This window comes from Peribacillus sp. NJ11, assembly GCF_030348405.1.
Lineage (GTDB): Bacteria > Bacillota > Bacilli > Bacillales > DSM-1321 > Peribacillus.
In genome coordinates this window covers 4,456,790-4,481,938 of the sequence record NZ_JAUCFO010000001.1, presented here as the reverse complement: position 1 = coordinate 4,481,938, position 25,149 = coordinate 4,456,790, and the positions used below count along the sequence as shown (strand labels likewise).

Genomic DNA, 25,149 nt, shown 5'->3' with positions numbered 1-25,149 from the left:
CTAACTTAATTAAGTTACAAATGATAATTTCATTTAATTAATAATTAATAAGTGTACCATGAATAACAAATTCAAAATATTCGGTCAATTACAGCGATATAACAAATATAAAGGAGGAATATGTATGTCAGTTATTTTAAAGGAAAAAATTCAAGGGCGTTCAGCTTGGAAAGGTATCGAACTAGCAAAAGATAATTCATGGATTTATTATTTGTCAGAGAAAACCCTTGCAGCTCTTGACAAGGCTGTATTACATGTTCAACAAAAAGGGTTAAAGGCACCCAATTTTAACAAGGTGGATTTCCCAATTCCTGATCTCGCTGATGAAATTACTTATTTTGTTGACGAGCTGGAGAATGGGAGAGGATTTATATTGATTCGTGGATTACCAATGGATCAATATACCGACGATGAAGCTAGTATTATTTACTGGGGTCTTGGACTTCACTTGGGCCTACCGATCATTCAAGGAAAAAAGGGTGAACTCTTAGGGAATATCAAAAACATGGGTAAAGACTTTAATGATAATACAAAAGTAAGAGGTTACCAAACGAATGTACGTCTTGACTATCACACAGATCTCGCTGATGTTGTCGGATTACTATGTCTTCGTAAAGCGAAATCTGGCGGTTTAAGCAGTATCGCTAGTGCGATGTCTATCTATAATGAAGTTTTGGATAATCACCCAGAGTACCTTGAAATTCTCTATCGTCCATTTGCCCATGATCTTCGTGGGGAAGAAGCACCAGGTCAATCTCCAGTAGTTCCATCACCGATCTTTAGCTATTATGATGGTAAATTAAGCTGCAGATATATGCGTCAATATGTCGAATCAGCACAAACGAAAACAGGTATCTCTTTGTCGAAAGAGGAAATCGAAGCATTTAATTTTATAGATTCCCTTACTGCTGATAAAAACTTTCATATTGATATGATGATGGAACCGGGTGATATGCAATTCGTTAATAATTATACCGTTTTTCATTCACGGACACTATTTGTGGATTATGAAGAAGATGACCGCAAACGTCATTTATTAAGATTATGGCTCATGATGCCAAATGGCCGAAAAATTGCCCCAGGTTTCGAGTTTTATATAGGAGGAGCACCTGTAATTAGATAAAAACCGGTGAATAAAATCACCAATATTTCTTGTATGGTGATTTTATTCAACGAAAATGATGAATAAAATCACCATTTTATGTTTTTATTTTGAAGTTAATCTGAGAGTTTCGTGACCAGGAATAATGGTTTCGCATTTAGACTGGGTAATTTAAAAATAACCTGAAGTGAGGATGATGTTTTTTGGCAAATTTAGATCCGCAAGCAGAAAAATATTTACAAGCATTTTATCAGCTGCCATCTATTCATACGATGGATCATAGGTCAGTAAGAGAGCTGCTTTCTAAAGCACCGCGACCTGCTGTAAAACTAGAACCGCTTTCAAAAGTTGAGGATTTCATGATTCCGGTAAGCCAGGATGAAACAATCAAATGCAGGGTATATATACCGGAAGGGCAAGGTCCTTTCCCTCTATTTATTTACTACCATGGTGGAGGATGGGTTCTAGGAGACATTGAATCAACGGATGCTAGCTGCCGAATGATAGCGAATCGAACGGAAAGTATTGTTGTATCCGTAAACTATCGTCTTTCTCCAGAGTATAAGTTTCCTACTCCAGTAGAAGACGCCTATTCCGCATTGCAATGGGTTTTTGAAAAAGGGACTTCATTTAACGGAGAAGTTTCTCGATTGGTAGTTGGAGGGGATAGCGTAGGTGGAAATCTAGCGACTGTAGTTACGATGATGGCGAGAAACAAAAAAGGTCCAAAAATCACTGCACAGGTCTTAATCTATCCTGCGACAAATCTTGAGTTCAATACGGAATCCCATCGAACCTTTGCAAAAGGATTTGGTCTTGATCGCGAACACTTGATTTGGTTCCGTGATCATTATTTAAGGAATAATGAGGACAGGTGTAATGAGTATGCTTCCCCCTTGGTAGCTCAAGATTTAAGTGGTCTCCCGCCAGCAATTGTTATTACAGCGGAAAATGATGTGCTTCGGGATGAAGGAATGGCCTATGCTGAACGTCTGAAAGATTTTGGTGTTCAAGTTGAATATGAATGTGAACCCGGGATGGTCCACGGATTTTTTGTACAAATGGCCATTTTCTCAAAGAACATAGAATTGACTGTTTCTAGGATCGAGAAGTTCTTGAGTTCCTTAAAATATAAAATAGGGATAGATTGAAAGAAAATGTACTAAATGAAGCGAGCCTCAGAATTTAGTGAGGCTCGCTTTTTAAAATAACTTATTTATTTTTAAAAATAGAAATTATTGATAATCAACGAAACAGTAACAATAGCAACCCTAGGCATTTAGTAATAAACGGTATTTCCAATTCCACCGGTTACCGAAATGACATCGCCAGTTATCGATGCCGCCAAAGGTGAGGCTAGGAAAGTAACGACATGAGCAATTTCCTCTGGTGTAATCAAGCGGCCGAGGGCATTCATTGATGCTGCCTGGCGTATAGCTTCCTCATTAGTGACACGGCCTCTAAACGTTTCCGTATCGACAATCCCTGGATAAACAGCATTGACAGTAATTTCGTGCTTTCCTAATTCTAATGAAGCGGATTTTGTCATATGGACAACAGATGCATTACGAGGTCCGGAACTAAAATAATTGCCGCCAATTCTAGCTGCCAGTCCACTTATATTGATAATACGTCCCCAATTATTTTGAATCATATAAGGAGCAACAGCCCGGATACAACGAAAATAGCCCAAATACTTTTCTTCAAAATCTTTCAAGATAAGTTCATCTTTAATGCTGTTAAATTCCTCTGGTTCATGTCCTCCAACACGGGCTCCACTGTTGATTAAAATATCAATGCTTCCCATTTCTGCTGCTGATTTTTCAACTAAATTTAGGATAGAGTCAGGATCATTAGTGTCTGCCACGATTGGATAAATACTTCTGTTGGTTTCTTTGGCCAATTCGTCTGCTGCATTCTTTAGTGAAGATTCGTTTCTTGAACAAATCGTACAATCTACACCTTCCAAAGCCAACTGACGGGCAATAGCTTTGCCAATCCCCCTACTTCCTCCAACGATAAGTGCTTTTTTTCCAGATAATTTTAAGTCCATAGTTCAACCTCCTGTTTCGAATTAACTTGTATTAGACTCTGCTTGAAAGTTATTTATTAGAATATTTAATCATTTCTATCTTTGATTCTACCTATAAATGATAATTATATAAAATTAAAAATATTAAATTGCACTTAAGTTTTATTAATATAATGATATGTGTAGTAAGATTGCATGTACAAGTGTGTTGTATTTTCCATTTATTAGTAAAGTTTATTTGCAGATTAAAAATTTTAATTTTATTTAACTGAAAATTATGAATATAATTAACGGAATAACAATTATAACAGTCAGAAATTATTTAAAGCGCTTCCATGGAAAGGAAGGGGGGAACAAGGAACATCATTTATTAAGCAATAATTGTTTGTATAAGGGTTTGAAAGATAGTGGCAGTCGCTTTTAAAGTAGGAAAACAGCCCAAACTTTTTTCATTAGGAACTATAGGTAAAATTGCAATAGTAAACGAAGGAGGATTCTCGGTGCCGTCTATTTTAAAGGAAAAAATTCAAGGACCAGTGGCTTGGAAAGGTATTGATTTAACAAAAGATGATTCATGGATTTATTATTTGTCAGAGAAAACGATTGCAGTTCTTGAAAGCGCTTTATTCTATGTAAAACAAAAAGGGTTAAAGGCACCTGATTTTAACAAGGAGGACTTTCCAATTCCGGATCTTTCTGACGAAATAGCCTACTTTATAAACGAGCTGGAAAATGGGAGAGGTTTTCTATTAATTCGTGGCTTACCAATTGAAAAGTATACAGATGATGAAGCAAGCATCATTTACTGGGGTCTCGGAGTCCACCTGGGCATCCCGGTAACACAAAACGCAAAAGGTGATCTATTAGGGCATGTTGTTGACCAAGGTCTCGACATCAATGATTCAAATGTACGTGGTTACCAAACGAATGCTCATCTTCCCTTTCACCCAGATGGATCTGACGTAGTCGGATTATTAAGTCTTCGAAAAGCTAAAGCTGGCGGTTACAGTAGTATCGTAAGTTCCATCGCGGTTTACAATGAAATTCTGGATAGGTACCCAGAGTATCTTGGAATTCTCTATCTTCCATATTTCTTGGATCGTCGTGGTGAGGAAACACCAGGTGAATCTCCTGTTTATTCATCACCAGTCTTTAGTTATTACGCAGGTAAATTAAGCTGCAGATATAACCGCGGATATGTCGAATCGGCACAAGCGAAAACAGGTAGATATTTGTCAAAAGTTGAAACTGAAGCATATGACTTAATAGATTCCCTCCTTTATGATGAAAACATGCATATTGATATGATGATGGAACCGGGTGATATGCAATTTGTTAATAATTATTCTGTTCTTCATTCACGTACTGTATACGAAGACTATGAAGAACCTGAACGCAAACGTCATTTATTAAGATTGTGGCTCACGATGCCAAATGGGCGAGAAATTGCGCCAGACTTCGCGATGTTCATTGATGAGAAAACAGGTAATGTGGGTCGCGGCGGTATTCCGGTACGTGAAAAAACAGCTGGAGGTATTGCAGATAAAATGAGGTAATGGGATTAATAAATATAAAGAGTTTAGACGAGGTTAAACACGGAAGATTTACCTTTAAAAACTTTTAAAACACCAATTGATTCATGTTAACGGAATAGAAGGGGAGATTATTAATTTGAAAACACCTAAATATTCTTGGATCATATTATTAATTCTTGTAGCTTCAGGTATGATCAACCAGGTTGATAAAATTATCATTGGTTTGGTTTCTGTTCCTCTAATGAAAGAGTTACATTTAAGTCCTTCACAATGGGGAATTGTCGGCAGTTCGTTTTTTTGGTTCTTTACCTTTTCCTCTTTCATTCTAGGGGGAATGGCCGATTCAAGAAATACGAAAAAAATGTTTACTTGGATCTCGTTTGTCTGGTTGATTGTTCAATTTACCACACCTTTTGTTTCCAGTCTGTCTCTGCTAGTAATAACAAGAATGGTCTTGGGAGCAGGAGAAGGTCCTGCAGTTGCTATATCAACTTCAATAATAGGAAAATGGTTCCCTAAACATAGACATGGTATAGGCTTTGGCGCTGTTCTCTTTGGAGCAACAATCGGGCCCGCGATTGCTTCGCCATTATTAATCTCCTTGATCAATGGATATGGATGGAGATCTGCTTTTATAGCAATGGGGATTGTTGGATTAATGGTGCTAGTTTTATGGTTGATTCTTGGAAAAGAAAGCCCAAAAGAAATTGGTTCGTATACTTTTGATCAAGAAGATAAGCACTCAATATTTTCTTCTAATGTTTCTTGGCGTCAGTTTCTTCCGTATCTTTTATCTAAAAATTTTATTTTTACCGTTTTGTGTGCAGGTTGTGCCTATTGGTTATTGTCCGTTCAAGCGGTATGGTTTCCTGCATATTTTACCGAAATTCAACATTTTGATGGGAAAATGTTAAAACTTGCGGTGTCTTTACCTTTTCTATTTGCTGCCATTTGCCAAATTGTATTTGCCTTGTTATCGGATCGGCTTTATCGCAAAACAGGAGATATTCGTAAAGCACGAATAAATGTTGCAGGGATTACGATGGTGCTATCCGCTATTTGTTTATTTCTTGCAAATGCCTTTAATTCTAGTGCTATTTCCATTCTATTCTTCATCCTTGCTCCAGGTTTTGCGATTGTTATTCTTTCACTCGCACCCGCCATATTAATGGAACTCTTTTCTCCCAAAAACATTGGAAAGGCTCAAGGGACCTATGTGGCTCTATCAAGTTCAACAAGCATTATTGCTCCACTCATTTTCGGGTATCTTATCCAGTATGCAGGTACAGAGGCAATTGGATATGGTTATGGCTTCCAAGTAACTTCTTTGGTTATGTTCGTAATCGGATTATTGTTTTGGACCATTGTCCGTCCCGTGAACCAAAGTCAAACAACGACAAAACCTGAGGAACAAGTTATTGTATAAAAATCATTAATAGGTGAATCAAGGAGGGAAATAAACTATGTGTAAAAATGAAAAGGCCGTTTCTGAGATGGACTGTTGTGTATTGTGTCATGAAGAATTAGTTATTATGGAGCGAAATCGCAGTAAGTGCTGGAGTTGTCAGGATAAGATATGCGAGACTTACGCTGATGATCATATTGAAGTGGAGGATTAAGTAATTTAGTTAGTTTCGTAACATGATTTGAACTGTAAAGGGCCTTCTTTATTTGAACTATACCCCGGATAACGGACACACATAAAAAAGTGTCCCTTATCCGGTTTTTTTTCTGTTTCAATAGGTGTAATGAGTATGGACGGAGGGTTTCTATGAGTAAGAATATATATACTGAATTTCAAATTAAAGAACTTGAAAAGAATCCAAATATCATAAGTGCTTCAGAGCGTTCTATTTCCTATAATCCGGAATTTAAAACAAAAGTTGTTAAGGAGTATAAAAAGGGGAAATCCCCTTTCAAATTTTCATAGAACATGGATTTAATCTCGAAATAATTGGTAAGGAACAGTTGTCTACAGCGCTTGCGTGATGCCTTTGAAAGGTATGGTGAGGAAGGCTTTGGAAAGGAAGTACAGGACGCCCTTCTTCCAAGCCACAGTCTGTAGAGGATCAACTTAGGAAGGCCGAAGCGAGAATCAAATTCCTTGAAGCAGAAAATGACTTTCTAAAAAAGCTGGAAGAGTTAGAAAGGCGTGCGTTGAAAAAGAAATAATTCTAACTGCAACTGAGAAGTCCTATCTGATTGAAAGAACGATCAGGACATACCAGTTAAAGAAGGCTGTTTCCTATCTATGCAAATTGGCTGGGCATGGAAAGTTAAACACAACATTTTATTTAGCGATTCAAGATATTCAAGAGGGAGCAACCATCATTGTTGGTGGGTTTGGTCTGTCGGGAATTCCCGAGAATCTAATTCTAGCATTGCGTGAAAAGGGAACAAAAGATCTAACGATTGTCAGTAACAATTGTGGGGTGGATGATTGGGAATGGGTTTACTGCTTACCAATAAACAGATTAAGAAAATGGTGGCAAACTATGTAGGTAAGAACAAGATCTTTGACAAGCAATTTTTAAGTGGAGAATTGGAAGTAGAGCTTGTTCCCCAAGGTACACTGGCGGAAAGAATTCGGGCAGGAGGAGCTGGCATTCCTGGTTTCTATACCCCGACTGGCGTGGGTACACCGATTATTTAATGGCAGAACGCATATTCTTGAAGCAGGAATTGTTGGGAATTTTGCCTTCGTCAAGGCATGGAAAGGTGAACCGTTAGGAAATCTTATTTACCGGAAGACAGCGCGGAATTTTAATCCACTCGCAGCAACGGCAGGCAGGATTATGATTGCCGAAGTGGAGCAAATGGTTGAAGTGGTTGCTCTTGATCCGGATGAGATTTATACACCTTGGATCTATGTCCAAAGGATATTGGAAGGAAAAAATTATGTGAAAAAAATTGAACGCCGTACCGTCATACCTACTTAACTTACCTTTAAAGGGTAACTTACCGCAAAAAATTACAATGCAATTTTTTAGGAGGATTAACAGAATGGATACCAGGAAAAAATCATTAAGCGTGCGGTTCAAGAGATTCAAAATGGGATGATCGTGAATCTAGGAATTGGAATGCCTACTTTACTTGCGAACGAAATACCGAAAGAATTACATGAATTATCGCAATCCGAAAATGGGTTGCTTGGCATCGGACCTTATCCAGGTGAAGGGATGGAAGATCCTGATCTTATTAACGCAGGGAAAGAAACGGTTACAGCGGTAATCGGTGGATCTTTCTATGACAGTGCTGAGTCCTTTGCTATGACTATTTGTGGGGGACACATTGATCTGGCTGTATTGGGTGGGATGGAGGTTTCCGAACAAGGTGACTCGGCAAATTGGATGATCCCGGATAAGGGATGGGGGTGTGATGGATCTTGTCCATGGTGCCAAAAGAATTGTGGTCATAATGGAGCACACCAATTAGTACAATGAATTCAAGTTCAAAAAAAACTGATCCCTTCCATTGACAGGTCAAAAGGTTGTAAATCGACTGATTACGGACTTGGCTGTATTTGATTTTACTCCCGAGGGAATGATTCTTGTGGAAACTCAAGAAGGTGTTTCACTTGATGTAGTGATGGAAAAAACGGAGGCTTCCTTTACGATCAGCGCCAATTTGACATGTGGTAAAGGGGATCGCCAAAAGGCTTCTATTACAAGGTAAAGAGATAACACTGCTAATTCCTGTTAGGGTAAAGATAGATTTGTAATAAGAGAAGCTTTTTCGCCCACCTTGAGACGAAGAACCTTCTCTTTTTTTCTTTTTTAATTCTTAATAATTTCTGATTTTAAATAATGAATATATTTGTTGGCAAAAGTGGACAAATGTTTATTCTCTGATCGAACTAATCCTAAAGAAATATTTACAGTCGGATGATACACCAAATCAATTGGAACGATATCGCCATTAATGATAAGGGGATAGTTTTTCATTACGAAATCAGGAGCAAATGTAATTGCCAAATTTTCATTGATGGCTTGGAGAACTCCATCCATATTATTTGAAGTGAATAAGATTTTCAATGGCTTATATTTATGAAAGAAATCTTGTACAAAATACTGCATAAATTCACCCTTATATGTCACGAGAGTTTGATCAAGTATATCATGCGGAGTTATAGTACCAATGATGGCTAAGGGAGAATGCTTAGAAACATATACTTTCTGCTTCCCTTCGATTAATGCTTCATAAGCTATTCCCTCCATGTTTATGTTCAAATCACTTGAATACGTAATCAGTCCAATGTCAGTCTTATGCTGTCGAACATCTTCAATTACAGCAGATCCACTTTTATCGGCAACCTCCAAATTTACGTGCGGATAATCATGTCTAAACGATGCTATCGCTTTTACCAGGAACGTCATCAATCCGGGTAATGACGATATTTTTAGTTCCCCCACATCCGTGGAATTCAATAAGTTAGCAGTCACTTTTATTTCCTCAAGTTTTTTTTGTACTTCATAGGCGAGTTTCAGAATGATTCTTCCTTCATCGGTTGGGACAGCGCCGTGTCCCCGTGACCGCTTAAGAACTTTAATCCCCAACTCCTTTTCCAAGTTGGTTATGGACTGGCTGATGTTGGATTGAGTCACATGTAAATTCTGTGCTGCGATAGACAGAGAACTGTATTTTGCGACTTCTACGATATATAGTAATTGTTCAATATTCATGACTGTTCTCCTTTTTTTAAATATTAGTAATACTTACTTACCACATTAAAATCTTTAATTTTATTTAATTATAATTTATTAGTATAATCAATATCAACAATATTTAAAAATCTTTGAATATTCTAAAAACGGGAGGAGAACTAAAATGTCATTGAACCAAATGTTTGATTTAAATGGTAAGACAGCAATCGTTACCGGAGGAGGCAGCGGGTTAGGGCGTGTAATGGCACTGGCGTTGGCAGAAGCCGGAGCAAACGTTGTAGTATGTTCACGGCGTTTAGAGGTTTGCGAAGCAGTTGTAAAAGAAATCGAGGCGTTAGGAAGACAGGCACTTGTTCTATCATTGGATGTCACAGATCGGGAATCTGTCGTTCAAGGTGTGGAGAAAGCGGTTTCTCATTTTGGGGAAATCGATATTTTAGTCAACAGCAGCGGAACAGTTTTTGAGTCTCCTGCTACGGATATGCCTTTAGAACAATGGCAAGCTATGCTGGATACAAATGTGACAGGAACATTCTTGATGTGTCAGGCAGTTGGAAAACATATGATTAATAATGAATACGGTAAAATCATTAATATTTCTTCTAGTATCGGCTTTAAAGGTGTTGACCCGGAAGCTGTTGATTCTGTCGGATATACAACTAGTAAGGGTGCAGTGATGACTTTAACGAAGGATCTAGCAGTTAAGTGGGGCCGACATGGAGTGTATGTAAATTCTATTGCTCCTGGAGTTTTCACTACAGGAATGAATAACCCAGAAATACCGGGAACGCTTGTACACAAAGCAGGCCCTTTCATTGCCTCACAAGTTCCAGTTAGAAGATTAGGCAGTGACAATGATTTGGTAGGTGCACTCCTTTACTTTGCTTCAGCAGCATCTGATTATTGTACTGGACATATTTTGACTCTTGATGGTGGACTTGGGGCTAAGTAAATTTCATCCAAATAACGTGGTTGCGTAAATTAATCATTCTTAATTGCAATTAAAAAATATCGATTTTACTTAATTTATAATTAAGAATATACTGAAATTAATAAATTTGAACTATTTAATTTGCTTGTTGATGAAAGCGAAAACAATAAGCGAATTTAATAAATATTTATTGGAAGAGGGGATTTTAAGTGAGTAATTTAAAAGATGTAAAAGAAGTAGAAGTATTTCATGCAGGTAATGTTAGTGTAGATGAATTGCCTTGGATTCCATATTTTGGAGATTCGAAATTTAAATTGCTTAAAGCCAACCCTGTGACAGGACAGACGGTTACGTTATTATGTGTTCCTGCGAAAATGCAGCTTCCGGCCCATTTCCATCCTGGAACAGTCATTGTATATACCGTCCAAGGGACTTGGAGATATCTCGAGGAGCCTTGGATTTCCAAACCTGGTGACATGGTTTATGAGCCTGCAGGCTCCAAACATACGCCGATAGCTGTAGGGGATGAAGATGTTATAACTTTCAATATTGTAGAAGGAACATTAGACTATTTGGGTGAAGAAGGAGAAATTGTTGCCAGAGACAATTGGGAAACATTCCTGAAAAGATACTATGAACATTGCGCGGCTGAAGGAATTGAACCTATTGATGTGACTAAATTTTAGTTAGATTTATAAAAAAGGAGAAGCCCGGCGTCCAAATGACGAAGAGGCTTTTCTCTTTTTTTGGGGCCTTTTCTTTTAATATTAGTAATAATAATTTATATATTAATATTTTTAATTTTATTTAATTAAAACTTATAAGTATAATCATTAACATGATAATATTTTTAAAATTTCCAATATTCTAATTTAACAGATAATAACGTTAGGAGGAATAATGATAAATGACAGCAGAGACGGTTTTGATTACTGGTGCTACAAAAGGGATCGGATATGAATTCACAAAAGTTTTTGCAGAGCATTGTTATAACTTGGTATTAGTTGCCAGAGATTCGGCGTTGTTGGAACAACAAGCCGAGAGTTTAAAAAAGGAATATGGCGTGCAAGTGAATATTTTTGCCGGCGATTTGAGCAGTCATACAACCGTAGAGAGCTTGCATCGATACTTGAAAAGCGAAGGAATCGACATCGATATTTTGATTAATAATGCTGGAGCTGGCGGATTAGGGTTGATGACGGAATTGGATATTCAAAAAGAAATGGAATACCTGCAGCTCAACATGATCTCGCTCACGTATTTAACTAGACTTATTGCGGATGACATGGTGAAACGAAAGCAAGGTAAAATTTTAAACGTGGCTTCAACAGCAGCCTTTCAGCCAACTCCACGAATGTCGATGTATGGTGCCAGCAAATCTTACGTCTTATTCTTTACGGAAGCAATTGCGGAAGAACTTAAAGGAACCGGAGTTCAAGCTTCTGTATTATGTCCCCCTTCTACCAAAACGCCGCTCACGCAAGGGTTGGCTTCAACAAGAACAAAAATTTTCATTAAGAACTTAATAGAACCGCAAGCTGTTGCCAAGTGCGGATTTGAAGGTTTAATGAAGAATAAAACTGTGATCATTCCAGGCTTTAAAAATAAACTCATGGCTAAATCTGTGGGATTGCTGCCAAGGAAATGGGTAACCATCTATACCCGAAAGCTTATCGAACAAAAAGTGTAAATAGAATTAAAGTCCCATCCTTGAAAGGGTTGGAGTTTTTAAAAGTATTATCTTTATAGATTTACTATGGCAAATAGCTTACATAGTTTTTCAGAAGATATCATGTTTGGAATAACAAAATCAAAAAAGGGGACTAATGATGAATTTTTTATTATCTAAGGAACATCAAATGATGCAAAAAATGGTGCGAGAGTTTGCTCTAAACGAATGTGAACCTACTGCTGCTCAACGTGATGAAGAGGAATACTTTGATATCAAGATTTGGCACAAGATGGCGGAACTTGGTTTATGCGGCATTCCTTGGCCAGAAGAGTACGGAGGTGCAGGTGCCGATTACTTGAGTTATGTGATCGCGGTGGAGGAATTGTCTCGGGTGGACGCTTCAATTGGGACCGCACTTTCCGCACATACATCGTTAGCCGGATGGCCGGTTTACAAGTTTGGAACGGAACATCAAAAGCAAAAATATTTGCGGGCCATGGCGGAAGGAAAAAACATGGGTGCGTATTGTTTGACGGAATCTGGATCCGGATCTGATGCCAGTGGAATGAGAACAACAGCCGTTCTAGACGGAGATGAATGGGTCTTGAACGGATCGAAGATTTTTATCACCAACGGAGGCTATGCCGACACTTATATCGTTTTCGCACAGACAAACTCGGCACTAAAGCATAAAGGCATTTCTGCGTTTATTGTGGAAAAGGGCTTCCCAGGTTTCTCGGTAGGAAAGAAGGAAAAAAAGCTAGGCATTCGCTCTTCCGCCACGACAGAGGTCATTTTTGAGGACTGCCGCGTTCCAAAGGACAATCTTTTGGGCCAAGTGGGTGAAGGGTTCCAGATTGCCATGATGACTCTCGACGGCGGTCGGAACGGAATCGCTGCCCAAGCTGTTGGAATCGCTCAAGGAGCATTTGATAATGCTGTCGCATTTGCAAAGGATCGCGTCCAATTTGGAAAACCGATTAGCTCACTTCAAGCTATTCAATTCAAATTAGCCGATATGGCCACAAAAATCGAAGCTGCCCGTTTATTGACGTATCAGGCAGCATGGCGTGAGGATCAAGGAATTCCTTACGGCCTTCAATCTGCAATGTCCAAACTATTTGCTGGAGACACCGCCATGGAAGTAGCGGTGGAGGCTGTTCAAGTATTCGGCGGATATGGATACACAAGGGAATACCCGGTAGAACGATATATGAGAGATGCTAAAATCACCCAAATCTATGAAGGGACGCAAGAGATTCAGCGTCTTGTTATTGCCGGAAAGCTACTTAAAGCATAGAAAAAACTCAAAATTAACGAAAACAGGAATGGTAATCAATTAAAAAGAGGCGAATGGGCTAGTCAAAGGTGAAAGATTTACTTGGGCACGAGTTAGAGCCTTACAGCATGGCATTGGAAAAAGGAAAAATAAAAGAATTGGCGATTGCAATAGGGGATGATAACCCAATTTTCTACAGCTTGGAGTCAGCTAAGGATGCTGGTTATGATGGTATTCCTGTTCCGCTCACTTTCTTGCAAATCATTGATTACCATGGCGGTTATGGCTTTCAAGAGAAAATGGAGGTTTGTTGGCAAAGTGGTAGAGAAAAAGGCTGACAACGTAGTTGTGGGTGAAGTACAGGCGAAAAACAGTGAAGGTGACATAAAAGTCTCTGGGATTTTTGAAGCGGTTTTGCCATCAAGCGATTTGTAAATCCAATCTTATAGCTCGTTGCTGACCGAATGGATGGAACATAACCGCTTCAGGAATTGGCGGATGTGCTAGGTGCTGAATACTGAGATTACTCACTTCCAATCGAACAGACGGGAAAAGTCGTAAACCCTGATTTGTACATTGCCTGCGGAATTTCAGGTGCCATTCAGCATTTAGCCGGGGTGTCTAACTCTAAAGTTGTCGTTACGATTAACAAAGATCCCGAAGCCCCTATCTTTCAAGTAGCGGACTACGGTATTGTGGGGGATTTGTTTGAGGTGATCCCGCTTCTAACGAAAGAAATTACAAAAGTACTAGTAAATTCTTAAAGAAATCCAGGATAGAACATGCATTACTTCTGATTAATAAGTGCATCTCTTCTCAATAAAAAACTGCTATCAATGGAGTGATTGATAGACAATAATAAACTTTTGGAAAGGAAATTGTATATGTTTAAAAAGGTTCTTATTGCTAATCGAGGGGAAATTGCTGTCCGAGTCATTAGGGCGTGTAAGGAAATGGGGATATCTACGGTCGCTGTATATTCTGAAGCAGACCGTGAAGCTCTGCATGTACGTCTAGCAGATGAAGCCTATTGCATTGGACCACACCTATCATCTAAGAGCTACTTGAATATGAAAAATTTGTTAATTGTTGCTCAAGTATCAAATGCAGATGCTATCCATCCTGGCTATGGATTTTTAGCTGAAAGTGCAGAATTTGCTAATATATGTATTGAAAACGATATCATTTTTATTGGACCATCACCTGAGGCAATCAGTAAGATGGGGGCGAAAGCGGTAGCGAGAGAAACGATGGAAGCCGCTGGCGTACCAATTGTTCCAGGTACTGATGGGATTATTGAAGATATTGAGGAAGCTGAGTTTACAGCAAGAAGTATCGGGTATCCCGTTATTGTTAAAGCCACTGCTGGTGGTGGTGGAAAAGGGATGCGGGTTGCTGAATGCGAGGAAGAGTTAAAAAAAGCGATTTCAATGGCGCAGCAAGAAGCATCTACAGCTTTTGGTAATGCAGGTGTTTATTTAGAAAAGTACATTGAAGAGCCTCGACACATTGAAATCCAAATTATGGGTGATTCCTTTGGCAATGTCGTGCACTTAGGGGAACGTGATTGCTCAATCCAGAGACGCCATCAAAAGCTAATTGAAGAAGCGCCATCCCCTGCACTTGATGAAGAACTAAGAACGAAAATGGGAGAGGCGGCATTAAAAGCCGCGAAGGCCGTACAATATTCAGGTGCAGGTACGATTGAATTTTTACTAGATAAACATAAAAATTTTTACTTTATGGAAATGAATACCCGTATTCAAGTTGAACACCCTGTAACAGAACTTATAACAGGAGTAGACTTAATCAAAGAACAATTACTAGTTGCCTCAGGTCATAGGCTATCTGTCAAACAAGAAGATATTCATATCAATGGTTGGGCGATCGAATGCCGGATTAATGCAGAAAATCCTGATAAAAACTTTATGCCATCCCCTGGGAAAATTGGATTATACCTACCTCCAGGTGGATTTGGAATCCGAGTCGATAGCGCAGTTTATCCAGAATATACGATCTCACCATTTTATGATTCGATGATTGCCAAATTAATCGTACATGGAAAAAATCGGGAAGAAGCAATTGCAAGGATGAAGCGAGCCTTAAGCGAGTTCGTCATTGAAGGAATTGATACAACAATCGCTTTCCACCTTCGCTTATTAGAGCATCCGGATTTTAAAGCTGGTAATTTTAACACGAAATTTTTAGAGATGAATGATTTAACGGTTTCCACTAAGTAACTAGTGGTGCTTTGAAGTATTCAGTAGCACTAGATTATTTAGTAAAGAGAAGAGGTAATGGTGGAAAAACAATTTTTTGCAATTGTTGATGAGAATGACCGGAAAATCGGGACTGAACCTATGGGGTTGAGATTTCATAGATTCTAAGAAATATGAAATGAGTAAAGAAAAAATAACAGAAAATAAATTGTAGAAGGAGTGTTTCCTCATGTTTAAAATGAATGACATTAAAGAATTAATTCGGGCAGTGGACCGTTCTTCAATTGGAGAATTAACGATTAAAGGTGAAAATGATCAGCAAATAACGATTAGCAAACAAATGAATGTCGAACCAGTAGCGCTTATAGAAGAAACACAAGTCCCAGCGACTATTGCTGTCGCACCTGTGAAAGTGGAAGCCGCCCCCGTTCAAAAGCAGGAAGGAATACAAACACCATCGACAATTACTGAGGACACATCGGTTCATAAAATTACTTCGCCAATGGTGGGAACATTTTTTGCGGCTCCATCACCTGATTCTGATGCCTATGTAAGAGTGGGAGATCAAATAAAAGAAGACACAGTGCTATGTATTGTGGAAGCCATGAAGCTTATGAATGAGCTGGAAGCGGAAGTTAGTGGTGAAATTGTTGAAATCTTTGTGGAAAATGGCCAGGTTGTTGAATATGGTCAGCCCTTGTTCCTCGTAAAAACAGCATAAGCAATAAAATTTAAACACTGATAGGAGAGGACTCACAGCATGGATATGTTCGATAAAATCGAGATCATGGAAGAACGACGGGAAAAAGTGAAGCTGGGGGGCGGTTATACACGGATTGATGCCCAGCATGAACGCGGGAAGCTTACTGCTAGAGAGCGTATCGAAATATTAGTGGATGAAGGGACATTCGTTGAAATAAACCCATTCATAGAAAATCGCGGCCTTGAATATGGATCCAGTGAGGCTCCTGGAGAAGGGGTTGTTACAGGATACGGTAAGGTTGGTGGGCGCCTTATTTTCCTTTTTGCTCAAGATTTTACTGTTTTCGGCGGAGCCCTTGGCGAAATGCATGCGACGAAGATTACCAATATCATGGATTTAGCAGCAGAAAATGGAGCACCTATAATCGGGTTAAATGACTCAGGTGGAGCACGAATTCAAGAAGGTGTTTTATCACTAGACGGATATGGACACATTTTCTATCGAAACTCCATTTATTCAGGCGTAATTCCACAAATTTCCGTGATTATGGGACCCTGTGCCGGGGGGGCTGTTTATTCTCCTGCGATTACAGATTTCGTTTTCATGGTAGAAAAAACAAGTCAAATGTTTATTACAGGTCCAAAGGTAATTGAGTCGGTAACGGGAGCAAAAATTAATAGTGAGGATTTAGGTGGCGCGTCCGTTCATTCCACAATAAGTGGAAATGCCCATTTTACTGGACCAACAGAAGAAGACGTATTAAACCAAGTCAGGAGATTAATTGGCTACTTGCCATCAAACTATGAAGAAAAGCCACCTTACAAAGAGCCAGTAAATAAAATTCCTTTGGATGAAAGAATTGATGAACTTCTTGATGTTGTCCCGATTGACGGAACGAAGGTTTATGACGTGCGTAAGGTGATTTATTTAATTGTCGATGATCAAAATTTCATGGAAGTTCAGCCGAAATTCGCTAAAAACATTGTCATTGGCTTTGGCCGTATAAACGGCGATACAGTCGGTATTATCGCAAATAATCCGAAGATGATGGCTGGTGGTCTTGATATTGATTCATCTGACAAATGTGCTCGCTTTATCCGATTCTGTGATTGCTTTAAGATTCCATTAATTACGTTTGAAGACGTGAGTGGATTTATCCCAGGAATTCAACAAGAGCATGGCGGGATTATCCGGCATGGAGCGAAAATTTTATATGCCTATTCGGAAGCTTTGGTTCCCAAAATTACCGTGATTCTTCGAAAAGCATATGGTGGGGCTTACGTTGCCTTAAACAGTAAAGCAATCGGGGCAGATTTAGTATTTGCTTGGCCTAATGCAGAAATTGCGGTTATGGGACCAGCTGGAGCGGCCAATATCATTTTTGCAAAAGAGATTAGTGAAAGTACAGATCCGGAGGCCTTCAGGCAAGAAAAAATCAATGAATATCGCGAACGGTTTGCCAATCCTTACGTCGCATCAGCTAATGGCATTGTTGATGATGTAATTGACCCAAGGGATACGAGAAAAAGTATCGCTAGTGCATTGGAAATGCTAAAAAACAAGAAGAAAGCATTACCTAAGAAAAGGCATGGAAATATCCCTTTATAAACCTTTTCTTTAATAGTTTATGAACTACCTATATTAATAGAAGAAAAACGTGTAAAGATGAAAAAACGCCTATCGTAAAATGGTATAGAAGGGAGAGAGCGATAGCATGGTGATTTATGCTTACCGCAACTTAAAATGGATAAAAAAATAGTGGACCGATTTTCAGAATTTGAGATCCCAAGTTATGAACAGTGGCGTGACCTAACAGAAAAATCTTTAAAAGGAGCTTCTTTTGAAAAAAGACTTATTACAGAAACATATGAAGGAATTTTACTTCAGCCGATGTATCGAAAGGAGGATGCCGCCAATCTTCCTTTTCTGCAGTCTTTGCCAGGTATGGCTCCTTTTACTCGCGGCACTAAAACGCTTATAAATGGATGGGAAATCAATCAGGAAATCAATGTTGGAATACCCACTTCTTTTAATAAAGTAGCACGGCATGACCTTAGCGAGGGGCAAACTTCATTAAATATTGTCCTTGATACACCAACGAAACGTGGAATAAATGCGAGTGAAGCTACTTCAGAAGTAGGGAAAGCAGGACTATCGATTTCAGGGGTAACCGATATAGCCGATGCACTAAAAGGTATTGACTTTGAAAATGTTCCTATTCACGTAGGAGCTGGTGCAAATTCATTGCCAATCCTCGCTTTGATTATTGCTCATCTAGAACAGTCCGGACGACAAGTGGAGGAATTACATGGGTGTATAGGAATGGATCCAGTCGCGGAACTGGTAGCAAATGGAACATTGGCTTATGAGTTGGAAGATTGTTATACATTGATGGCCGACATAACAAAATGGGCAAATGAGAATACCCCCCATTTACAAACAGTTCTAATCCATGGAAATATCTATCATGACGGTGGAAGTAGTGCGGTTGAAGAATTAGCTTTTTCCTTATCAACAGGTGTCGAATATTTACAAGCACTAACTTCCCAAGGAATTGATATAAATAAAGCCGCCAGCAGTATCCGTTTTTCGTTCTCAATCGGTTCCGGTTATTTTATGGAAATTGCCAAACTTCGGGCCGCAAGAACTCTTTGGGCCAGAATTGTAGAAACGTTTGGTGGGAATGAAGAAGCCCAGAAGATGACGATGCACGCACGAACATCTGCATGGACAAAAACTGTTTTTGATCCCTATGTGAATATGCTGCGTGCTACAACAGAAGCATTTTCTGCAGCAGTCGGAGGAGCTGACAGCATTCATGTTAGTTGCTTTGATGAAGCGATTCAAAAGTCCACCGCTTTTTCACGAAGAATTGCACGGAATGCCTCCATTATATTAAAAGAAGAAGCTCATATTGCGAGGACAATCGATCCAGCCGGTGGCTCTTGGTACGTAGAAGTACTGACAAATGAGGTTGCCCAAAAGGCATGGGGACTTTTCCAGGAAACAGAGCGAAAAGGTGGGATTTTCCAGTCATTAATAAAAGAATTCCCACAAAATGTTGTTCAACAAACAGCTTCAAAGCGAGTGAGGAACATCGCTCACCGAAAAGATATATTCGTTGGTACCAATATGTATGTGAATTTGGCAGAAAAAGAGGTAGATTGGATAGCGTTAAATGAAACGCTCCAAATTAATGATCATATTAATCAAGTAGTAGGCCGAGCACATATATCGGTAGGAAGTTTAGCCGTAAGCTCAAATAAAACAGAGACCGCGATCCAAGCAGCAAAACAAGGTGCATCATTAGGTGAAATAGCCAAAGCAACAGGTAGGAAGTCAGAAGCTGCGGTTTGTGTTAAAGCAATCAAGCCAACCAGAGGTGCACTTCAGTTTGAAGAACTTCGTCAATCCATTGATAAAATGGCAGAGAAAACTGGAAATCGACCGATTGTATATCTAGCAAACTTAGGACCTATTTCAGATCATAAAGTGCGAGCAGATTTTGCTACAGGATTTTTTGAAGTAGGAGGTTTCGATGTTATTCAAAACAATGGATTTGGTTCTATAAAAGAAGCAGCCGAGGCAATCGTTGCGTCCATGGCAGATTTTGTAATCATTTGTGGAAAAGATGAAGACTATCAACAAGCTGCCATTCCACTTGCAATGTCTATTAAAAAAACGGATGCACAAATAACCGTATTATTAGCAGGAAAGCCTAGCGAAGTAGATGAAGTCAGATTTAAAGAGGCTGGAATAGCTGAATTTGTTCATGTTGGCTCAAATTGCTATGACATATTAAGTCAACTTCTACAGGAGAAAGGAGTGGCTGTTTCATGACAAAACCAGATTTTACCCAAGTAGCATATACAGATGAAATAGAAGGAGAATTTAGCGAGTGGAGTAAACATGCCGAGAAACTTTCTGGAATGTATTTTGATAATTTAGCTTTTCCGACTTATGAAAAAATTGATGTAAAGTCACTTTATACAAATATGGACACAATAGGAATGAATCATTTAGATTATGTGGCGGGAATTGCACCATTCTTTCGAGGTCCCTACCTAGCTATGTATAAATCACAACCTTGGACGGTTCGTCAATATGCTGGCTTTTCTACGGCGGAAGAAAGTAATGCGTTTTACCGCAGAAACTTAGCTGCAGGACAAAAAGGGCTTTCGATCGCCTTTGATTTAGCTACACATCGTGGGTATGATTCGGATCATCCTAGAGTCGTAGGCGATGTGGGAAAAGCCGGCGTTGCCGTTGATTCCATTCTAGACATGAAGATTTTATTTGATGGAATCCCATTAGACCAAATGTCTGTTTCGATGACGATGAACGGAGCTGTCCTGCCCATCATGGCTTTTTACATCGTGGCAGCTGAAGAACAAGGAGTTCCCCAAGAGGAGCTTTCTGGAACAATTCAAAATGATATTTTAAAAGAATATATGGTTCGTAATACGTACATTTATCCTCCAGAACCGTCAATGAAAATTATAGCAGATATCTTTGAATACACGTCCCAGCATATGCCGAAATTTAATTCCATTAGCATCTCCGGTTATCATATGCAAGAAGCGGGGGCTACGGCCGATATAGAGTTGGGCTATACCCTTGCAGATGGATTAGAGTATGTCAAAACGGGTTTAAAAGCAGGGATTGATATTGATCGATTTGCTCCACGTCTTTCCTTCTTCTGGGCAATCGGAATGAATTACTATATGGAAGTGGCTAAAATGCGCGCAGCTCGTTTAATTTGGGCGAAGCTAATGAAAAGGTTTTACCCGAAAAATGAAAAGTCGTTAGCACTTCGAACCCATTCGCAAACATCTGGATGGAGCTTAACAAAGCAAGACCCATTCAATAATGTTTCACGTACCTGTATTGAAGCGATGGCTGCAGCTCTTGGTCATACACAATCCCTACATACGAACGCACTGGATGAGGCGATTGCCTTACCGACCGATTTTTCTGCCCGAATAGCTCGAAATACCCAATTATACCTTCAGGATGAAACGGGGATAACCAACGTATTAGACCCATGGGGCGGCTCCTATTACGTGGAGTCACTTACGGCTGAATTACTTGAAAAAGCCTGGGAACATATTGAAGAAATCGAAGCACTTGGCGGAATGGCAAAAGCCATTGAAACAGGCCTGCCAAAGATGAGAATTGAAGAAGCGGCTGCTAGAAGACAAGCGCATATTGATTCTGGTAAAGAATCGATCATTGGAGTGAATAAATGCCGTTTAGAAAAAGAGGACCCTCTTGAGATATTAGATATTGATAATACTGCTGTCCGTGAAGCGCAAATTCGCCGCTTAGAGCAGCTCCGGGCAGAAAGAGATAAAGCAAAGGTAGAAGCAGCACTTCAAGCGATTACAAAAGCGGCTGAAACTGGAGAAGGAAACCTCTTAGAGCTAGCGGTAAATGCAGCTCGCGCTAGAGCAAGCCTAGGAGAAATTTCGATTGCATATGAACAAGTAGTAGGGAGACATAAAGCAGTTATTCGTTCGATTAGCGGAGTGTACAGTGCAGAGTTTGGGGAAGAGGAACAAGTGAAAATTGTCCGTGAAATGTCCAATCAATTTGAAGAGAATGAAGGCCGACGCCCTCGAATTATGATTGCAAAGATGGGACAGGACGGACATGACCGTGGAGCTAAAGTGATTTCGACTGCTTTTGCAGACCTTGGTTTTGATGTTGATATTGGTCCCTTATTCCAAACCCCAGAGGAAGCAGCCTTACAGGCCGTGGAAAATGATGTACATGTTCTAGGGATGAGCTCTCTTGCGGCTGGTCATAAAACATTACTTCCTCAAGTCGTGGAAGAGCTGAAGCATTTAGGCCGTGAAGATATTGCCGTCGTGATTGGCGGTGTTATTCCTGCTCAAGATTACAGTTACTTAATAGAAAAAGGAGCAGCTGCCATATTTGGACCAGGAACGGTTATCCCGATTGCCGCACAACAGGTTATAGAAGAATTAAATCGTCGTCTCGGATTGGTTACTTAAATGACAGAAAAAGAAAGCATTCAATCCAAGCAACTCTTATCGACAAGACGAAGACACCTTACGGTTGATGATTATGTGCAGGGTGTGATGAATGGAAATCGTGCAATTATTGCTCAAGCGATCACCTTAGTTGAAAGCAATTTACCCAAACACATGGAAATGGCACAAAAAGTGCTGAAAGAACTGATTCCATATACAGGAAAATCAATTCGGGTCGGCTTTACAGGCGTTCCTGGGGCTGGTAAGAGCACGTTAATTGAATCCTTTGGTATGATGCTCTGTGAGCAAAATCACCGTGTAGCGGTATTAGCCATTGACCCAACTAGCAGTGTATCTAGAGGAAGTATTCTAGGTGACAAAACACGAATGGAGCATCTTTCACGCCACCCACATGCATATGTTCGACAGTCACCGTCGAGTGGGACGTTAGGAGGGGTCACTAGAAAAAGCCGTGAAACCCTTCTTATTTGTGAGGCAGCAGGGTATGACGTAATAATCGTGGAAACCGTCGGAGTTGGCCAAAGTGAAATAACCGTCCGGTCCATGGTGGATTTTTTCCTAGTTATTATGCTGACTGGTGCAGGGGATGAGCTACAAGGAATGAAAAAAGGGGTGATGGAATTAGCTGATGCTATTTTCATTAATAAAGCGGATGGCGAAAACAAACAAGCTGCCATGAATGCAAAGGTGGAATACAATCGCCTCCTTCATTTCTTACAGCCAATCACCGAGGGTTGGGAAACAAAAGCATTTACTGTGTCTGCCTTAACGGGTGAAGGCGTATCTCACATTTGGAAGGTCATTCAGAAATATAAACAAGTTACCAGTAGGAATGGATTCATTGGAAAAAGAAGAAAAGAACAAATGATTGACTGGGTTCATTCTATGATAGAGGACCAATTAAAGGCGAGATTTTATGGTAATCCATCGATGAAAAAAAACATTACTAAAATGGAAGGATTGCTTCTTAACGGCCATACTTCTCCCACACTCGCAGTCCAACAATTATTCAACATTTATGATGAAAATGGATAGGAAAAAGAAGGAATGGGTTCGCAATCAATTGTACTCATGCATCTTTTATTTTGACGTTTATTTACAAAAGTTAATTAACGGAACCTTTAAAATATACAATATACCGTTAATTAATATCATGTCCCTAATAACAGTATAAAATCAGAAGTAAAAATAAAGAAATGGAAAAGATGTTTTCCATCCCTCAAATCGAATCAAACAACCTTCAATAAAGGAGAATGAATTATGAGTCATGTTTATATTTTAGGTGGAGCTAGGACGCCATTCGGGAGTTTTGGAGGGGTATTAAAGGATGTTTCTGCCATCGATCTTGGAGTCATCGCAAGTAAAGGAGCCATTGAAAAAAGTAATATTTCAGTTGAAGAGGTTGAGCATGTTTTTGCAGGGAATGTGATACATACTTCGAAAAATGCCTCCTACCTATCCAGGCATATTGCTTTGAAAGCTGGTATTCCTATCGAGAGCCCCGCTTTAACTCTCAATCGTTTATGCGGTTCTGGATTGCAAGCGGTCGTATCGGCAGCTCAGTCGATTATTTTAAAGGATGCTGAAGTCGCCCTAGCCCTGGGAACCGAAAATATGAGTCAATCTCCTCACGTATTACGAGATGTCCGCTTTGGTACGGGTTTACAGTCTCCACAAATGGACGACATGCTTTGGGCGACTTTGAGCGATGAATATATAGGGTGTGGGATGGGAGTAACAGCGGAAACTCTTGCAGAAAAATATGAACTAACCCGAGACGATCAAGATAGTTTGGCTGTCCAATCACACCAAAAATCAGCAAAGGCCCAACTGACAGGGCGATTTCAACAAGAGATTTCCCCTGTCACGATATTCACCAAAAAAGGCAAGGAAATAACCATTTTAGAAGATGAACATATTCGCCAAAATGCTTCAATTGAAGGATTAGCGAAACTGAAACCAGCCTTTAAAAAGGATGGGACCGTAACGGCAGGTAATGCCAGTGGTATTAATGATGGGGCAGCTGCCTTAATACTTGGAAGTGAATCCTTCCTTCAAAACAATCACAATGTGAAGCCATTGGCAAGAATCATATCCTGGGGGATTGCGGGGGTAGACCCAAATATTATGGGCATCGGACCAGTTCCTGCTAGTCAATTAGCTTTACGGAAAGTAGGACTCAATATTGAAAATATCGATTTGTTCGAAATCAATGAAGCATTCTCTGCCCAGTATCTTGCAGTAGAGAGAGAGCTTGGATTGAAACGGGAAAAAGTTAACGTCAATGGTGGAGCAATCGCATTAGGTCATCCAGTTGGGGCTAGTGGAGCTAGAATTATATATTCATTGGCCCTAGAGTTAAGGAATCGAGGAAAGAAGTTTGGACTAGCCTCCCTCTGTATTGGAGGAGGACAAGGAATCTCAGTAATCATTGAGGCTCTATGAACATGTGAATAAAATAAAACGAGGTGATGGTTATGAATAGTTTACAGCTACAATTCATACATGAATTATTTGGATTAGCCTCATAATTCATAGATGAAAGGATATGGAGATTCTATGTTTCTAACATGACATATTTGCACCAGGATCCTTTGGATAATGGTAGGCCTACATGCTTAAAGGACCATCTCAGATGGTCCTTTAAACTTTTATAATCAAAGTTCATGATTTAGACTCACATTATTTTTACAAAATTCAGGCTATTAGTTTCATTCCGCATTTATTACTTTTGATTGAACTTCAAAGAGGTTAAACAATAATAAAAAATGTACCGCCAGCAAGTTTGTAAGTTATTCTAGCGTTTTTGTCGTGCAACTGAAAGGGTGTCATACAAAATGGATAAGATTCTTTAAGAGCATATAAAAACACATCAGATTTATGAATTACACATTTAACTGACTATTCATAGATTTTTTGGAAACGTTCGACATAAGATAACGACTCGTCCTGAATAGCCTTACTTATATCTATATACTTAGATATTTCATCTATT

Annotated in this window: 19 protein-coding genes and 3 pseudogenes; 20 read left to right on the top strand and 2 right to left on the bottom strand. The window is 39.4% G+C overall.

Going from position 1 to position 25,149, the window contains the following annotated elements:
• Positions 1-124 precede the first annotated feature (124 nt).
• Both QUF86_RS21930 and QUF86_RS21925 read left to right on the top strand, forming a co-directional pair.
• Positions 125-1,123: a TauD/TfdA family dioxygenase gene (locus QUF86_RS21930; protein ID WP_289335657.1), complete on the top strand. Its 999-nt coding sequence runs from the start codon at positions 125-127 to the stop codon at positions 1,121-1,123.
• A gap of 182 nt (positions 1,124-1,305) precedes the next feature.
• Positions 1,306-2,253: an alpha/beta hydrolase gene (locus tag QUF86_RS21925; protein ID WP_289335656.1), complete on the top strand. Its 948-nt coding sequence runs from the start codon at positions 1,306-1,308 to the stop codon at positions 2,251-2,253.
• A gap of 128 nt (positions 2,254-2,381) precedes the next feature.
• Here QUF86_RS21925 and QUF86_RS21920 read toward each other — a convergent pair whose 3' ends face one another.
• Positions 2,382-3,155 carry an SDR family NAD(P)-dependent oxidoreductase gene (locus QUF86_RS21920; RefSeq protein WP_289335655.1) on the bottom strand — a complete coding sequence of 258 codons (774 nt, stop codon included), beginning with the start codon at positions 3,153-3,155 and terminating at the stop codon, positions 2,382-2,384.
• A 479-nt stretch (positions 3,156-3,634) separates the two neighbouring features.
• Here QUF86_RS21920 and QUF86_RS21915 point away from each other — a divergent pair, with 479 nt between their 5' ends.
• The 5 genes and pseudogenes from QUF86_RS21915 to QUF86_RS21895 all read left to right on the top strand — a co-directional run bounded on the left by QUF86_RS21915 (position 3,635) and on the right by QUF86_RS21895 (position 8,344).
• Positions 3,635-4,690 (top strand): TauD/TfdA family dioxygenase, encoded by a 1,056-nt coding sequence (locus tag QUF86_RS21915; protein ID WP_289316781.1) that lies wholly within the window; start codon positions 3,635-3,637, stop codon positions 4,688-4,690.
• 115 nt (positions 4,691-4,805) lie between these two features.
• A complete protein-coding gene (locus QUF86_RS21910) occupies positions 4,806-6,095 on the top strand; it encodes an MFS transporter (RefSeq protein ID WP_289316780.1) in 1,290 nt (429 codons plus the stop codon).
• Between the two features lie 345 nt (positions 6,096-6,440).
• Positions 6,441-6,599 (top strand): hypothetical protein, encoded by a 159-nt coding sequence (locus QUF86_RS21905; RefSeq protein WP_289335653.1) that lies wholly within the window; start codon positions 6,441-6,443, stop codon positions 6,597-6,599.
• 328 nt (positions 6,600-6,927) lie between these two features.
• Positions 6,928-7,608, top strand: a pseudogene (locus QUF86_RS21900) (CoA transferase subunit A).
• Between the two features lie 117 nt (positions 7,609-7,725).
• Positions 7,726-8,344: pseudogene (locus QUF86_RS21895) on the top strand (CoA-transferase).
• Between the two features lie 101 nt (positions 8,345-8,445).
• On the opposite strand, the gene QUF86_RS21890 reads toward QUF86_RS21895, so the two are convergent.
• A complete protein-coding gene (locus QUF86_RS21890; RefSeq protein WP_289335652.1) occupies positions 8,446-9,351 on the bottom strand; it encodes a LysR family transcriptional regulator in 906 nt (301 codons plus the stop codon).
• A 145-nt stretch (positions 9,352-9,496) separates the two neighbouring features.
• Between QUF86_RS21890 and QUF86_RS21885 the strand changes: the two genes are divergently transcribed.
• The 13 genes and pseudogenes from QUF86_RS21885 (at position 9,497) to QUF86_RS21825 (ending at position 24,599) form a co-directional block, all read left to right on the top strand.
• On the top strand, positions 9,497-10,285 hold the full coding sequence (locus QUF86_RS21885) for an SDR family NAD(P)-dependent oxidoreductase (RefSeq protein ID WP_289316777.1): 789 nt from the start codon (positions 9,497-9,499) through the stop codon (positions 10,283-10,285).
• 188 nt (positions 10,286-10,473) lie between these two features.
• Entirely contained in the window at positions 10,474-10,950 is a 477-nt protein-coding gene (locus QUF86_RS21880) for a 2,4'-dihydroxyacetophenone dioxygenase family protein (RefSeq protein WP_289335651.1), read from the top strand.
• Positions 10,951-11,171: 221 nt separating this feature from the next.
• On the top strand, positions 11,172-11,954 hold the full coding sequence (locus QUF86_RS21875) for an SDR family NAD(P)-dependent oxidoreductase (protein WP_289316775.1): 783 nt from the start codon (positions 11,172-11,174) through the stop codon (positions 11,952-11,954).
• Positions 11,955-12,093: 139 nt separating this feature from the next.
• Positions 12,094-13,236, top strand: a complete 1,143-nt coding sequence (locus QUF86_RS21870) for an acyl-CoA dehydrogenase (protein WP_289335650.1) — start codon at positions 12,094-12,096, stop codon at positions 13,234-13,236.
• Between the two features lie 68 nt (positions 13,237-13,304).
• The gene (locus tag QUF86_RS21865) at positions 13,305-13,553 is read left to right on the top strand and encodes an FAS1-like dehydratase domain-containing protein (RefSeq protein WP_289335649.1); all 249 of its coding nucleotides are present in this window, start codon (positions 13,305-13,307) and stop codon (positions 13,551-13,553) included.
• A gap of 141 nt (positions 13,554-13,694) precedes the next feature.
• Positions 13,695-13,979: pseudogene (locus QUF86_RS21860) on the top strand (electron transfer flavoprotein subunit alpha/FixB family protein); the annotation flags it as partial.
• A gap of 120 nt (positions 13,980-14,099) precedes the next feature.
• Positions 14,100-15,455, top strand: coding sequence for an acetyl-CoA carboxylase biotin carboxylase subunit (gene accC / locus QUF86_RS21855; RefSeq protein WP_289335647.1), 1,356 nt, complete (start codon positions 14,100-14,102; stop codon positions 15,453-15,455).
• Positions 15,456-15,663: 208 nt separating this feature from the next.
• Positions 15,664-16,155 carry an acetyl-CoA carboxylase biotin carboxyl carrier protein gene (gene accB / locus QUF86_RS21850; protein WP_289335646.1) on the top strand — a complete coding sequence of 164 codons (492 nt, stop codon included), beginning with the start codon at positions 15,664-15,666 and terminating at the stop codon, positions 16,153-16,155.
• Between the two features lie 39 nt (positions 16,156-16,194).
• A complete protein-coding gene (locus QUF86_RS21845) occupies positions 16,195-17,745 on the top strand; it encodes an acyl-CoA carboxylase subunit beta (protein ID WP_289335645.1) in 1,551 nt (516 codons plus the stop codon).
• 150 nt (positions 17,746-17,895) lie between these two features.
• Positions 17,896-19,977, top strand: coding sequence for a methylmalonyl-CoA mutase family protein (locus tag QUF86_RS21840; protein ID WP_289335644.1), 2,082 nt, complete (start codon positions 17,896-17,898; stop codon positions 19,975-19,977).
• Positions 19,974-22,154, top strand: a complete 2,181-nt coding sequence (gene scpA, locus QUF86_RS21835; RefSeq protein ID WP_289335643.1) for a methylmalonyl-CoA mutase — start codon at positions 19,974-19,976, stop codon at positions 22,152-22,154. The genes QUF86_RS21840 and scpA overlap by 4 nt, the downstream gene beginning before the upstream one ends.
• The gene (meaB, locus tag QUF86_RS21830; protein WP_289335642.1) at positions 22,155-23,189 is read left to right on the top strand and encodes a methylmalonyl Co-A mutase-associated GTPase MeaB; all 1,035 of its coding nucleotides are present in this window, start codon (positions 22,155-22,157) and stop codon (positions 23,187-23,189) included.
• 225 nt (positions 23,190-23,414) lie between these two features.
• Positions 23,415-24,599 carry an acetyl-CoA C-acetyltransferase gene (locus QUF86_RS21825; RefSeq protein ID WP_289335641.1) on the top strand — a complete coding sequence of 395 codons (1,185 nt, stop codon included), beginning with the start codon at positions 23,415-23,417 and terminating at the stop codon, positions 24,597-24,599.
• Positions 24,600-25,149 lie beyond the last annotated feature (550 nt).